The sequence below is a fragment of the Nostocoides veronense genome (assembly GCF_039531185.1).
GTDB classification, from domain to species: domain Bacteria; phylum Actinomycetota; class Actinomycetes; order Actinomycetales; family Dermatophilaceae; genus Nostocoides_A; species Nostocoides_A veronense.
This window is the reverse complement of record NZ_BAAAPO010000006.1, coordinates 197218-209616: the sequence shown is the minus strand read 5'-3', so window position 1 is coordinate 209616 and position 12399 is coordinate 197218. Positions and strand designations below refer to the sequence as shown.

Here is a 12399-nt window from a genome sequence, read left to right as displayed (position 1 = left end):
TATGCGGACCGCCGCCGCGCGTCACGAGGTAGGGCGGCGGCGATGGTTGATGACGAGCAGTCCCGCGACGAAGGCGCCGAGAGTCCCGAGGGCTTCGTCGCCGAGGGTGTCCTGGTATGCCGTGTCGAGTTCGGTGCCGTGGCGGATGAAGGTGTACCACTCCCCCAGTTCCCACCCGATCGCGAGGATCGCGCCGATGCCGGTCACGAGCAGCACTCGGGCCCAACGCTTCTCGACGCTCGGCACGAGGAGCAGCCCAAGACCGGCGTTGAGGAAGATCCAGTTGACGAAGTGGTTGGCGTCGTCCCACCAGACGACGCTGTCATAGAGGTCGAGGGTGTTGCCCGTGACGTCGACGAGGAAGCCGAGCATGACGAGGGCGAAGGCAAGCCACGGAATACCCTCTCTCCCAGCGGCTCTCGCGCCCCGGGATGCCTCGGATGCCCCGCGGCTGCGCCAGGCGAACCAGATCGCCGGGACGAGCATCATCATCAGCGGATAGGCCCACAGCCGGGCCCCGAAGCCTTTGCCCTCGAACTGCGGCAGGTCGGCGAAGGCGCCGACCGCGAGCTGGATCATGGTCAGGACCAGCACCGCCGCGGGCAGCCACCAGCGCGAGCGCAACGTCATACGGCATTGTGGCGCGACACGGCCCCATTGGGCAGCAGATCCGCTTGACGGGGGCCGAACCGAATTCACCGTCCGGCTGCCGGCATCCCCGCGGCAGCCCATGGCTGCTTCAGGCGGCGAGCGCGCCCAGCGCGACGGCGATGGTCGCGGCGATCTCGATCAGGCCGACCGTCTTCGGGGTCATGGCCCGACGCGGGAAGAGCGCGGCGCGCGCCGTGAGTAGCGCAAAGACGGCGACGAGGGGCCAGCTGACGACCAGCATGGCGAGCGTGCTCAGCGCGTGCCACGTCACGGACAGCAGATAGTGGGCGCGCGAATCACGTTCGCGGATCATCGTTTTCACATAGACGACGGTGCCGCCGAAGTAGGCGGCGAGCACAGCGGCAATGATCCACATCCGTGACCAGTCGGTGCCGCCGCCGGCATCGTAGGCGACAACCGCCATGAGGCAGGACCCGGTGGCGGTCGCCAGCCCACTGACGAGCGAGCGCTCGGTGCGCGTGGCGGACGCGACCAGCCCGACCCCGAGCGGAAGCAGGAAGAGCGGCGCCCACCGGGCCAGACCCGGGTCCAGCACCAGGGAGACCACACCCAGCGCGGCCGAGATGACGGCATACGCACGCACGGGCGGGAAGTAGCGCGCCTTGCGGCGCGACTTCAGCCAGAGCCCGACGGCGAAGAAGGCGAAGTAGCCGGCGAACCAAAACGCCGTCAGCGGCGCATGCACGGCCGCGGGGCGGCTGGCGAGGATGCCGACGAGCAAGGGGGCGGCGAGCATCGCCCACGCGCCGTGCTGGTTGGGCACCCACCCCGGTGAACGCCTTCGCACCGGCGCGCCGAGTCCCCCTAGCCGGCTCGCGGTGGTGCTCACCCGGCCAGCTTAAGTGAGGAAGCGAGATGGCAGACGCGCCTTAGCCTCTGGCGCGCGTGCCCCCGCTAGGGAAGTTGCCACCCGGGAAGCCGTTGCCACGCCCGGGGAAGTTGCCGCCACCGGAGAATCCGGTTGCGCCAGTCGAGATCTCGCCCGCAGCATCGATGGTGGCGTCGAGGTCAGCGAGAACGACGGCCTCACCCTTCGCCAGCCCGCTCAAGACCTCGATACGCCCGCCACCCATCCGGCCGGTCGTGACGCTTTTGGTCGAAGTCCCGTCCGCCGTGACGACCTGCACGGACGAATCGTTGGCGCCACGGACCAACGCAGAGATGGGCACCGTGAGCACATTGGTGCGGGTGCCGAGGGTGATCGTGACATCGGACCGCGCGCCTTGCGCGAGCGTCTGCTTGGCAAGTTCGGCGGCGGGCACGTGCACATAGGCGACATAGGTGCTCGCGGTGGCGAACGGCATCGTGCTGCCAGTGTCCGTCGCGATCGGGCTCACCCAGGTGACCGTGCCTACGGCTGACGAATCTGCCCCCGGGAGAGTCACTTTGGCCTTCTGGCCGGCCGTGACCTTGCGAACCTGGGTGCCCGTCAGACTCAGCGTGACAGTCGCGCCGCCGTCGCCGACGACGGTGACCAGCACATCGCCAGCGCCGACGCTGTCGCCCTTCGCGACGTCGACGGCCGTCACAGTGCCGGCTGCACTGGCCGTCACCGTGGTTGCCGCGAGGTTTTGTTCCGCCTGTATGAGGCCCGCTTCCGCCTCGTCGATCGCCGCCTGTGCCGAGGCGATGCTCTGCGCCGACGCGCCCGCCGCTCCGGCCGCCCCGCCGGTGGCCACGGTGGTCGCGGTTGGGGTCGAGTCAGTAGGCACGAAGTAGACCGCGCTTACCGCGTGCGTCAGATCGCCCGCTGTTTCCCCGGAGGCCGTGCGTGCCACGGCATACCCGATGCTCGCCGATGCTGTGGCCGAGCGTGAGTTGGTGGCGTTGGAGTTGGTTGCGTGAGCGGGTCCGCCGCCGCCTGCGGGGCTGGAGTGGGCGTCGATCCACGCCTGCAGCGCCGCCACGCCCTCACTAGTTTGCTGTACCGCGGTGAGGAGGGCATCGGTGAGGGCGCCGGTCGCCTGCTGGAGCGCAGCTTGCTTGTCGGCCACGGTCTGCTGGGCGGCCTGCACGGCCTCCAACGCTCGTTGGCACGGAGTGTCACCGGCAGCATTGCCGCCGGTGCCATTTGCTGAATCGCTCGTCGCGTCGCCATTTGTCGCCGATCCGGTGCCCGCCTCGTTCAGCGCCTGGGCACAGACCTTCGTCTGATGCGCCAGGGCAGCTTTGGCGTCGGAGAGCGCAGTCGAGGTTGCCGTTTGGGCGGTGGTCACCGCCTTCTGTAGGGCGCGCAGTTCCGTCACCGACGGCAAAGTGACATTGGGCAACGGGTCCTGCGTGGTGGGGCTACTTGTGGGGGTCGTCGGGCTGCCCGTCGGAGTGGTCGGGCTGCTCGTCGGGGCTGTCGGGCTGCCGGTCGGGGTCGTCGGGCTCCCGGTCGGAGTGGTCGGGCCACCCGTGGGAGTGGTCGGGCCACCGGAGGGGGTTGTGGATCCGCCAGCGGGCTGGCTCGGGCCGCCGGAGGGCTGGGTTGAGCCCCCCGAGGGCTGCCCGGACTGCCCACTGGGAGTGCTCTGCCCCAGACCGGAGTTGGCTTGTGTCACAACCTGGGTCTGAGCGTTCTCTGCGCTCTCCAAGTCGGCCTTTGCCTGCGCCAGAATGGTTTTCGCCTTGCGCAGCGCTCGCTCAGCGGACGCGTGATCGAGCGTGACGAGCACCTGGCCGTCCTTGACCTTGTCACCGGTCGCGACCGAGACCTTGCTGACGGTCCCCGCGACGGCCACGGCGACGTCCCGCCGCTGGGTGGCATCGACCGTGCCGCTGGTCGCGAGGGTTTCGGTGACCGAGCCCATTTCGGCAACGGCCGTGCGGTAGCGGCCGGTGTCATTACTCGTGGCGGCCCGGGCTGCAACAGCGACGAGACCGACGACCAACAGCGTGACGAGGGTCGCGACCGCGAGTCGCACCCTGCGCGACATCCGCCGGATCCGGCTCATGAGCGGACCTCGCGAAGTATCTGGAGGAGCGCAGCGGGGGAAGAACTTCGTGGGGCACAGCTCATGACGTGGTCCCGCCGTTGCCGGGCCTCGTGCCGCCGAATCCGCCCATGCCACCGGATCCGCATGCGCCGTCGACCGGCTGCGAAATCGCGACCGAGGTCGCGGTGACGGCGCCGACGGAATCCGTGTCACCGAGAGCGGTCACGCAGACACCGACTTTGACCGACTTCGCGTCCGCGGCGGCGGTCGTGGTGATCGCCGTGTCCGATCCGAGGGCGACACTCGTGGATTCGGTGGTGGACGTCGCGGCGGTGGCCGACGCGCTGGCGGTGCTGCCCGGACTCCCGGGGAAGCTCATCGCGTTAACGGTGATCGAGTCGGCGGCAACAGCGGTCACCGCACCGGTCACGAAGGACCCCATACCTGCCCCGCCGGGGCCACCACTCGGCATACCGCTCGGCAGGTCCGTGGGCATCCCGCTGGGCATGTCTGTCGGCATGTCACTCGGCATGCCCGTGCCGCCACCGGGCATCCCGCCTCCGGGGAAGCCGTCACGGCCGAAACCGCCCCGTGTGCACGTGCCGTCGTCGGCCGGCTTGCTCACGCGCACCGAGGTGGCGGCCGCCCCGTCGGCAGTCGAGACCGCCGTGACGCAATCACCGACCTTGATGTCGCTGGCTTTGCCAGCGACGGTCTCGGAGAAGGTCGTCTTCGTCGACCACGTCACCGCCACTTGCCCGGTGCGCTCGTTGCGCACCTGAGCAGTGGTCCCGTCGAGCGCGACAACTTCTCCGGATGCGCCGGTCATGGACCTCCCGGACGCCCCGTTCGGCCGCCCGGTCGCCTGCTGTCCGGATCCCTGGTTCAGGCTCGGCAGCGCCGTGGAGCTGGCGCCCGCGGTCGCGGCGGTACTGGCGGAGTTGCCAGAACCGCAGCCCGCGAGGGTGAACGCCAAAAGCGTTGCGGCAACGCCGGTTCGGAGGATGGGGAGGGAGGACCAGGTCATCGGAAGATTCTTTCAGTCATTGCGCAGGGCTTGAATGGGCAGGAGGTTGGCGGCGCGGCTGGCCGGGTAGACACCGAAGGCGATGCCCAGCCCGAGCGAGACGAGCAGCGCGGTGCCGATCGCTAGGCCGGACAGCGTCACCGGTTGGTCGATCAGGTGGGGCAGCGCGATCGCACCGAGGACGCCGACGGCGACTCCCGCGATGCCGCCGAGCAGCCCGAGCACGCCGGCCTCGACGAGGAACTGGCGCCGGATCGCCCGCGGCGTGCCGCCCAGCGCCTTGCGCAGGCCGATCTCGCGAATCCGCTCGGTGACGGAGACGAGCATGATGTTCATGACGCCAATTCCCCCGACCAGCAACGAAATCGCGGCCACGCCGGCAAGCAGCACGGTCATCGTGCGGTTGGTCGCGTTCGCCGTCTGAATCAGCGAACTCTGCGTCGCGATGGTGAAGTCACGGCTCGTGCTCGTCACCCCGTGCAGGTTGGTGAGAGTGTTCTGCACTTCCTGGTATGCCGCAGGCAGGCTGTCCTTGCTGCTCGCCTGGATGTAGAGGTTGGAGACGGCGGTGCTCGAGGATCCGCTGACCTGGAAGGCGGTCGCCAGCGGCACGAGGGCCATGTCGTTCTCCGACGCGTCCGTGCCTGTGGCACCGGTCGCCGCCAACACCCCGATGACCGTCAGCTGCGTCCCCGCCACGGTCACGGTCGAGCCGACCGCGTTGCCGCCCGAGAACAGTTCGCTCGCCGTGTCGGAGGCGAGCACGACCACAGGGGCGGCCTGTTCGGCCTCGGCCAGGGTGAAGAAGCGGCCACTGGCGAGTTTGCGGCCGCGCACTTCCGGCCAGGCGATGTTGGTGCCGGACAGTTCCGTGGTCCAGTTCTGCGCGCTCGTGCGCAGGACCTGATTGGACGTGCTCACGGGGACGACGCGGGCGACATCCGGCGCGGTCTCATTGTCCGCCAACGCATTTGCGTCCGCGGTCGTCAGCGTGGTGCCCGATCCGAAGCCACCGCGCACACCGCTGGAGTCGGTGCTGGAGCCGGGCGAGACGATGAGCAGATTGCTGCCGAGGGCGGCGATCTGGTCCTGGACCTGACGTTGCGCCCCGAGTCCAAGGCCGACGGTGAGCACCACCGAGGCGATGCCGATGAGGATCCCGAGCGCCGTCAGCAGCGAGCGCAGCCGGTGCGCCCGCACCGCCTCGGTGCCCGCCCGGAAGGTGTCCGACCAGGCGATCATGACCCCTCACCCACTGCAGCGGTATGCCGTGCCTCCGCCGCCCCGACGTCGCGTGCCCGGATATCACTCGTGATCCGCCCGTCACGCATCGTCACGACCCGTTCGGCCCGCGCCGCCACATCGTGCTCGTGCGTGATCAACACGATGGTGCGGCCGGTGGCGTGCAGGGTGTCGAAAAGTCCGAGAATGTCTGCGGTAGAACCGGAATCGAGGTTGCCGGTGGGCTCGTCGGCGAGCAGGATCGCGGGCTCGGTCACGAGTGCCCGGGCCACGGCGACCCGCTGCTGCTGTCCACCGGAGAGCTGGTTCGGCCGGTGCTCGGTCCGGTCCGCGAGGCCCACCTGTTCGAGGGCGGCATACGCCCGGGCGCGGCGCTCGCGACGCGGCACCCCGGCGTACACCAACGGCAACTCGACGTTGCCGGCAGCGGTCATCGACGCCAGCAGGTTGAACTGCTGGAAGACGAAACCGATGCGGCGGTTGCGAATGCCGGCCAGTGCTTCCTCGTCCAGGTCGCCGACGTTCTCGCCGGCGAGGTGATAGCTGCCGTCGGTCGGCACGTCGAGGCAGCCGAGGATGTTCATCAACGTCGACTTGCCCGAGCCCGACGGCCCGATGACGGCGACATACTCGCCGGCCTGGATGGACAGCGAGACGCCGCCAAGGGCGTGCACGTCCTCGGCGCCGGAGGAATAGATCTTGCGGACGCGGGAAACGTTCAGGACCGACCCGGTGGAGGTGGCGGCCGCGGGTCGTTCGGTGGTCACCGCGGTCATCCGTTGCCACCGCCTTGCGCTCCTCCCGGGAACCCGCTGCCACCGCCGGGGAACCCGCCGCCACCGGGGAAGCCGCCGCTCGGGAAGCCGGTGGGCAGCTGACCGCCACCGGGCAGCTGTCCGGTGCGCCCGGTGCCACCGACGCCGGTGCCGGCGGGGAGGGAGATCACCTCGACAGTCTCACCCCCGGTCAGGCCCTTGGTGATCTCGGTTTGTTGCCCATAGGTCTGTCCCACAGTGACATTGCGGCGTGATGTGGTGCCGTCGGCGGCGACGAGGGTGACATAGGTCTGGCCGTTGCCGCTGCGCACGGCGCGGGTGGCGACGGTCAGCACATCGGAGCGCTTCTCGACGATGATCGCGACGGTTGCCGAGGTCCCGCCATAGACGCCCTCGGCCGTGCCGGTGAGTTCGACGGTGACCGGGAAGGCCGCGCCTCCGGAACTGGTCGTCGTCGCGACCCGACCGACCTCCGAGACGGTGCCATAGAGGGTCTGACTCTCGCCGGATGCGGTGATCTGGGCCTGGAGACCCTTCTTGATGCTCTGGATGTCGGAGCTGTTCACCGTGGTGTCGACGATGAAGCTCTTGGTCGAGGCGATCTGGACCGTGCCCGCGCTGGACGTGGTGGAACCGGACCCGCTCGATCCGGTGCCTCCCGCTGCCATACCGGCGGATCCCGCTGCGGACCCGCCGGTGACGACGTCGCCCACGGCAAGATCGAGGCTGACGACCTGACCCCCGAATGGCGCGACGAGGACGGCGTCCTTGACGGCCTGCTGGGCGGCCGCGAGGTCGTCTTGCGATGTGGCCAACTGGGCTTGCGCGGCCGCCAATTGCGCTGCGGTGCCACCGCTTTCGGCGCTCGTCAGGTCGTCCTGCGCCGCGGTCTCCGTGGCCTCGGCGGCGTCGAGTTGGCTCCTGAGGAGTTCGGAATCGACCGCAGCGATCTTGTCGCCCTTCTTTACGGTGTCGCCCAGCTCGACATACACCTTCTTCACGGTGCCGGAGACGGCGAAGGAGAGGGTTTCGTCGCGGGCGGGCTCCAGGGTGCCGGAGGCGCTGACGGTCCGGGTGACCTCACCGACGGAGGCGGTCGCGGTGATCGAGCGCTCGGTGGCCGCCTCCGGGCGGGTCAGCTTCCAGACCGAACCCGCGACGGCGAGCAGCACGAGCAACAGAGCGGCAAAGAGCCAGCGACGCCACCGGCGCCAGCGGGACGGCTTGCGCGCCACACGCGTCGCCTCGGCAGAGACCTCCTCTTGCGAATTCTCCTCTGCGCCAAGCTGATCCGTGCCGGCGTGGCCTCCGTCTTGGCTACCCTGGTCGGCCTCGTCCGTATCCAACCATGGGGTGTGCTCCCGGACCGGCACAGGTGGTTGGGTTGTCACAGGTTCTCCTTTTTACACGTTGGACCGGGCCCGGACGCATATCCTCGTCGAGCCCGGCGCCCGACACTCTGGTGAGGCAAGCTCGACGGCTTCTGTCACGACCCTGGCAATTCCCTGGCAGCCGCGCACAGGCGTTGCCAGACTTTTCCCAGCCAGTTGCCAGAACCTGCTCTTCGCCGCTGGACGAAGATGGATTCGCCGGTGGCTTCGGCCCCGACTACCAGGTAACGAGCGACGACGAACGAGGTGGCGATCATGCCCGGAATCACCCCGGCCTCGGTGCTGCCTGGCACCCGCATCCTCGTCGTCGAGGACGAGCCGGCCATCTTGGACATGCTCGCGATGAGCCTGGCCTTCGTGGGGTATGACGTGGCCCGCGCCGCGTCAGGTACCCAAGCGCTCGCCGAGGCCCGCAAGGCGCCGGCCGACCTGGCCCTGCTCGATGTAATGCTGCCCGACATGGAGGGCTTCACGCTGCTGCGGCGGCTGCGCCAAACCCACCCGGACATGGCGGCGGTTTTCGTGACCGCCCGCGACGCCCTCGAGGACCGGCTCATGGGCCTCACCCTCGGTGGTGACGACTATGTCACCAAGCCCTTCTCGCTGGAGGAGGTCGTCGCGCGGGTCGGCGTCGTGTTGCGGCGGTCGCGCCCCAATAAGGTTGCCCAAGAATCAAATCGCCTGGAATATGCCGATGTCGTGCTCGACGAGGACATGCACGAAGTCCGTCGCGGTGGCGAGGTCGTCAACCTCTCGCCGACCGAGTTCGCCTTGCTGCGCTTCATGATGCGCAATGCCGAGCGCGTCCTGTCCCGGACGCAGATCCTCGAGCATGTCTGGCAATACGACTTCGGGGGCAGTCAGGGCGTCGTCGAGTCGTATGTCAGCTATCTGCGGCGCAAGATCGACGTGGTCGACCCGCCGTTGATCCACACCATCCGCGGGGTCGGCTACATCCTGCGCAAGCCGGCGACGTGATTCGCGGCATCTCCATCCGGGCGCGGCTGCTCATCGGGATGGTCCTGCTCGTCTCGATCGGGCTCGCCGTCGCCAATGTGACCGGCACTTTGCTGCTGCGCTCCTATCTGTTGGATCGGGTCGATGCGCAAGTGACGCGCGTGCTGCCCTCCGGTGGCTCGACCCCGCCGCAAGGACAGACCCCGCCCACCGGTCAGACGACGCGGACCGGAACCCCTGATGTGTGCGTCAACCCGCGTGACCCTCGCGGTTTGCGCAGCGACTTCGTGCTCCAGGTCTATCGCGCCGACGGCACCTTGGAGTGCTCTCTTGGCCCTGACTTGGGTTCTGCTGCACCGAAAGTCGACCAGCAGCAACTGACCTCGGGCGAGCTGCTGACGGTGCGTTCTGCCGACGGCTCAGAACGCTGGCGGGTGCGCTCCGACGAAATCCCGGTCACCGGTCAGCGGATGGTGCTCGCCGTCTCACTTGCGGATGCGGATGCGACGGTGGCGCGACTCGCATACCTCTCGGCGCTGGTGAGCGGACTCGTCCTGCTGCTGACCGCAGCGGCGGCGTGGTTCATCGCGCGGCTCGGTCTGCAACCGCTGCGGCGCATCGAGGCGACCGCCGAGCGGATCGCCGCCGGCGACCTCAGCCAGCGCGTGCCGACCTTCCGCCCGCGCACCGAGGTGGGCCGATTGTCGTTGGCGCTCAACGGAATGCTTGGCCAGATCGAGCGCGCATTCAACGACCGGGCGGCGTCGGAGGAGCGGCTGCGGCGATTCATCTCCGACGCCAGCCACGAGCTGCGCACGCCCGTCGCGGCAGTGCGCGGGCACGCGGAGATGTGGCGCAGCGGCATACAGCCGGACCAGGAACTGGTGATGTCGCGCATCGAATCCGAGTCCAAGCGCATGGGCGATCTCGTGGACGACATGCTCCTGCTCGCGCGGCTTGACCAGGCCCGACCGCTCGAGCGCGAACCGGTCGACCTGCTCTCCCTCGCCGCCCACGCGGTGATCGATGCCCAAGCGCTGCAACCCGATCGGGCGATCGAGCTGCGCGCCGACACCGCGGCATACCCGCCGATCGTCCTCGGCGATGACGCCCGCCTCCACCAAGTCCTGGCCAACCTGATGACCAATGCCCTCGCGCACACTCCCGTCACGTCGGCGATCGAGGTGTGGGTGCGCACCGACGCCGAGCGGGTCGAGGTGACGGTGAGCGACGAGGGGCCGGGTATGCCGCCCGAGACGGTCGAGCGGGCCTTCGACCGGTTCTATCGCGCCGACCCGGCACGCACCCGCGAGCACGGCGGCACCGGCCTCGGCCTCTCCATCGCCCGCTCCCTCGTCGAAGCCCACGACGGCACCCTCACCTGCGCCAGCTCCCCCGACGCCGGCACCACCTTCACGATCACCCTGCCCCTGGGCCCAGACGTCACGGTGGGCACTTCGTAGTCAGCCCCGGCCGTGCGCGTCACCACCCCGCGAACGTCGTGCTCGCGCCTCGTCGCCGCCCGGGTTCCCGCCGGCGTTGGCGGGTGGCAGGCCCAGCGTATGCGGCGTTCTTGCTTTCGGGGGTTGCGGAATCCGAACGCGTTGCGGCCTTCGTGTTTCCCGAGCCCGACCGCCGCCTGTCTCTCGCGGTAGCGCCCGGAGTGGCCCACGACGGCACGATCGTGCCGATTAATGCGGCTTTCGGGCCTGCTCCGCTTTCTGGAGATCAGGGCGGCACGATCATGCCTATCGGACAGTGGGCCCGCTTGACTGCTGAAATCGGCGCGATCGTGCCGGTCGACAGGAGACTCCATGAGTGACTGGGCAACCCTCGTGAGCGCGCGACGGGAGGAACTGCGCCTGCGTCAGCGCGAACTTGCGGCGCTGGCGGGCGTCTCCGAGCGCTTCGTGCGGGAGGTCGAATCCGGCAAACAGACGGTGCGGGTGGACAAACCCATGGATCTGCTGGACGTGCTCGGCCTCGAGTTGAGCGTCGTGCCCAGGACGACGCCATGAGGCTGGCGGAGCCGGATCCGAGGGAGGTTCAGCTCGCCCACGTGGTCAAAGGCGGGTCCCTGGCCGGGACGTTGTCCCGGCGGGACGGTTCGGTGGTCTTCCAGTATCGAGAGGAATACCTCGGCTCGGGCGGGCGCGCCGTCGCCACCACCCTGCCCCTCACGGACGAGCCGCTCGTCACAGTCGGTGGCGCGGTCCCGGCATACTTCGCCAACCTCCTGCCCGAGGGCCGGCGCCTGACCGCCCTGCGCAGGGCCGTGAAAACCAGCGCGGACGACGAGTTCTCACTCCTGGTCGCCGTGGGCCGCGACCCGGTCGGCGACGTCCAAGTGCTTCCTGACTGCCCGGAGACGCCCGCCAGCGCGGGCGCGACCGCGACGATCGCCGTCGCCGATCTGGACTTCATCAGCGTGAGTTTCGCCGACCTGCTCGCCACCCAGGGGATCGGCGATCCGTCCGCCCTGGCCGGCGTGCAGGACAAGGTGTCCGGGCGCATGCTTAGCGTGCCGCTGGCCTACGGCGGACAGGGCCACCTGCTCAAATTCGAAGTACCCGACTTCCCCTCGATGGTGGAGAACGAGGCGTACTTCCTGGGAGTCGCCCGCCGCCTACGGCACCCCGTCGCGCAGGCCCGGGTCGTGCACGATCGCGACGCTCGCTCCGGGCTGCTCGTCCCCCGCTTCGATCGTCGGGCCCTCAATGACGGCACTCTCGAACGGGTCGCCGTTGAGGACGGGGCACAAGTGCTGGGTCTGCATCCCGCGGACAAGTACCGCGTCACCTTGGAGGAGCTGGCGCGGGGCCTGAGTCAGGTATGCCGCTCCCGCCCCCTTGCGCTCGTCGCCGGCCTGCGCCAAGCCGTCTTGGCGTGGGTGACCGGCAACGGCGATCTGCACGCCAAGAACATCTCGACACTGGGCTCGGTGAATCGCGAGATCGCCCCGGTCTACTACGTCCCAAGTTCCCTGGCGTATGGCGACCACACCTTCGCTCTGTCCCTTAACTTTATGGCCGCCGAGACAACTTCAGCCGCAAGGCTTTTCATGCATTCGGGACAGAGATCGGCCTGCAGGCCGCCGTGGTTATCGAGGAAGTGCTCGCCGCAACGGAATCCGTCACCGCAGACCTCACCGAGGGTGCCGTCCCGTGGGATGAGCGCCGACGCCGGGACACCGTGCGGGCGGTGCGTCGTCGCCGCCGCGATCTGCTGTCCGGCCAGGGTTGACCGAACCCACCCCCGATGCCTGCGCACTCGGGCGTCGTGGGCGAGCAGAGCGCGGGCACAGGTGACGTCGGTGACGAGCGAAGTCATCAGGCCGGAGCGGGCGACCGCGCGCACGGCCGGCGCCTTGGCCCCAACACCGCTCCCTTCGTCGACCCTGGCCCGAGCATAGC

General features: G+C 69.0%; 11 protein-coding genes and 2 pseudogenes. 5 read left to right on the top strand and 8 right to left on the bottom strand.

Going from position 1 to position 12399, the window contains the following annotated elements:
* Positions 1-21: 21 nt before the first annotated feature.
* From ABD225_RS02100 to ABD225_RS02070, 7 genes are all read right to left on the bottom strand, one after another.
* Positions 22-630, bottom strand: a complete 609-nt coding sequence (locus ABD225_RS02100; RefSeq protein ID WP_344080527.1) for a hypothetical protein — start codon at positions 628-630, stop codon at positions 22-24.
* Between the two features lie 109 nt (positions 631-739).
* Positions 740-1501 (bottom strand): YwiC-like family protein, encoded by a 762-nt coding sequence (locus ABD225_RS02095; protein ID WP_344080524.1) that lies wholly within the window; start codon positions 1499-1501, stop codon positions 740-742.
* Positions 1502-1541: 40 nt separating this feature from the next.
* Complete coding sequence (locus ABD225_RS02090) at positions 1542-3611, bottom strand: permuted SH3 domain-containing protein (RefSeq protein ID WP_344080521.1); 2070 nt, start codon at positions 3609-3611, stop codon at positions 1542-1544.
* Positions 3612-3672: 61 nt separating this feature from the next.
* Positions 3673-4620: a hypothetical protein gene (locus ABD225_RS02085; RefSeq protein WP_344080518.1), complete on the bottom strand. Its 948-nt coding sequence runs from the start codon at positions 4618-4620 to the stop codon at positions 3673-3675.
* 12 nt (positions 4621-4632) lie between these two features.
* Positions 4633-5862 (bottom strand): ABC transporter permease, encoded by a 1230-nt coding sequence (locus ABD225_RS02080; protein ID WP_344080515.1) that lies wholly within the window; start codon positions 5860-5862, stop codon positions 4633-4635.
* The gene (locus ABD225_RS02075; protein ID WP_425564306.1) at positions 5859-6638 is read right to left on the bottom strand and encodes an ABC transporter ATP-binding protein; all 780 of its coding nucleotides are present in this window, start codon (positions 6636-6638) and stop codon (positions 5859-5861) included. Before ABD225_RS02075 ends, ABD225_RS02080 begins: the two co-directional genes overlap by 4 nt.
* Positions 6635-7873, bottom strand: a complete 1239-nt coding sequence (locus ABD225_RS02070; protein WP_344080510.1) for an efflux RND transporter periplasmic adaptor subunit — start codon at positions 7871-7873, stop codon at positions 6635-6637. Before ABD225_RS02070 ends, ABD225_RS02075 begins: the two co-directional genes overlap by 4 nt.
* 411 nt (positions 7874-8284) lie before the next feature.
* Between ABD225_RS02070 and ABD225_RS02065 the strand changes: the two genes are divergently transcribed.
* From ABD225_RS02065 to ABD225_RS18650, 4 genes and pseudogenes are all read left to right on the top strand, one after another.
* Positions 8285-9007 carry a response regulator transcription factor gene (locus ABD225_RS02065; RefSeq protein WP_344080507.1) on the top strand — a complete coding sequence of 241 codons (723 nt, stop codon included), beginning with the start codon at positions 8285-8287 and terminating at the stop codon, positions 9005-9007.
* Positions 9004-10449 carry a sensor histidine kinase gene (locus tag ABD225_RS02060; RefSeq protein ID WP_344080504.1) on the top strand — a complete coding sequence of 482 codons (1446 nt, stop codon included), beginning with the start codon at positions 9004-9006 and terminating at the stop codon, positions 10447-10449. Before ABD225_RS02065 ends, ABD225_RS02060 begins: the two co-directional genes overlap by 4 nt.
* 351 nt (positions 10450-10800) lie before the next feature.
* Positions 10801-11004: a type II toxin-antitoxin system Y4mF family antitoxin gene (locus tag ABD225_RS02055; protein ID WP_344080501.1), complete on the top strand. Its 204-nt coding sequence runs from the start codon at positions 10801-10803 to the stop codon at positions 11002-11004.
* Positions 11001-11324 (top strand): annotated as a pseudogene (locus ABD225_RS18650) (HipA N-terminal domain-containing protein); the annotation flags it as partial. The gene ABD225_RS02055 and the pseudogene ABD225_RS18650, both read left to right, overlap by 4 nt.
* On the opposite strand, the pseudogene ABD225_RS18645 reads toward ABD225_RS18650, so the two are convergent.
* Positions 11210-11500 (bottom strand): annotated as a pseudogene (locus ABD225_RS18645) (hypothetical protein); the annotation flags it as partial. The pseudogenes ABD225_RS18650 and ABD225_RS18645 overlap by 115 nt on opposite strands.
* On the opposite strand from ABD225_RS18645, the gene ABD225_RS02050 reads away from it, so the two are divergent.
* Positions 11415-12398 (top strand): type II toxin-antitoxin system HipA family toxin, encoded by a 984-nt coding sequence (locus ABD225_RS02050; protein ID WP_425564310.1) that lies wholly within the window; start codon positions 11415-11417, stop codon positions 12396-12398. The pseudogene ABD225_RS18645 and the gene ABD225_RS02050 sit on opposite strands and share 86 nt — an antisense overlap.
* Position 12399 lies beyond the last annotated feature (1 nt).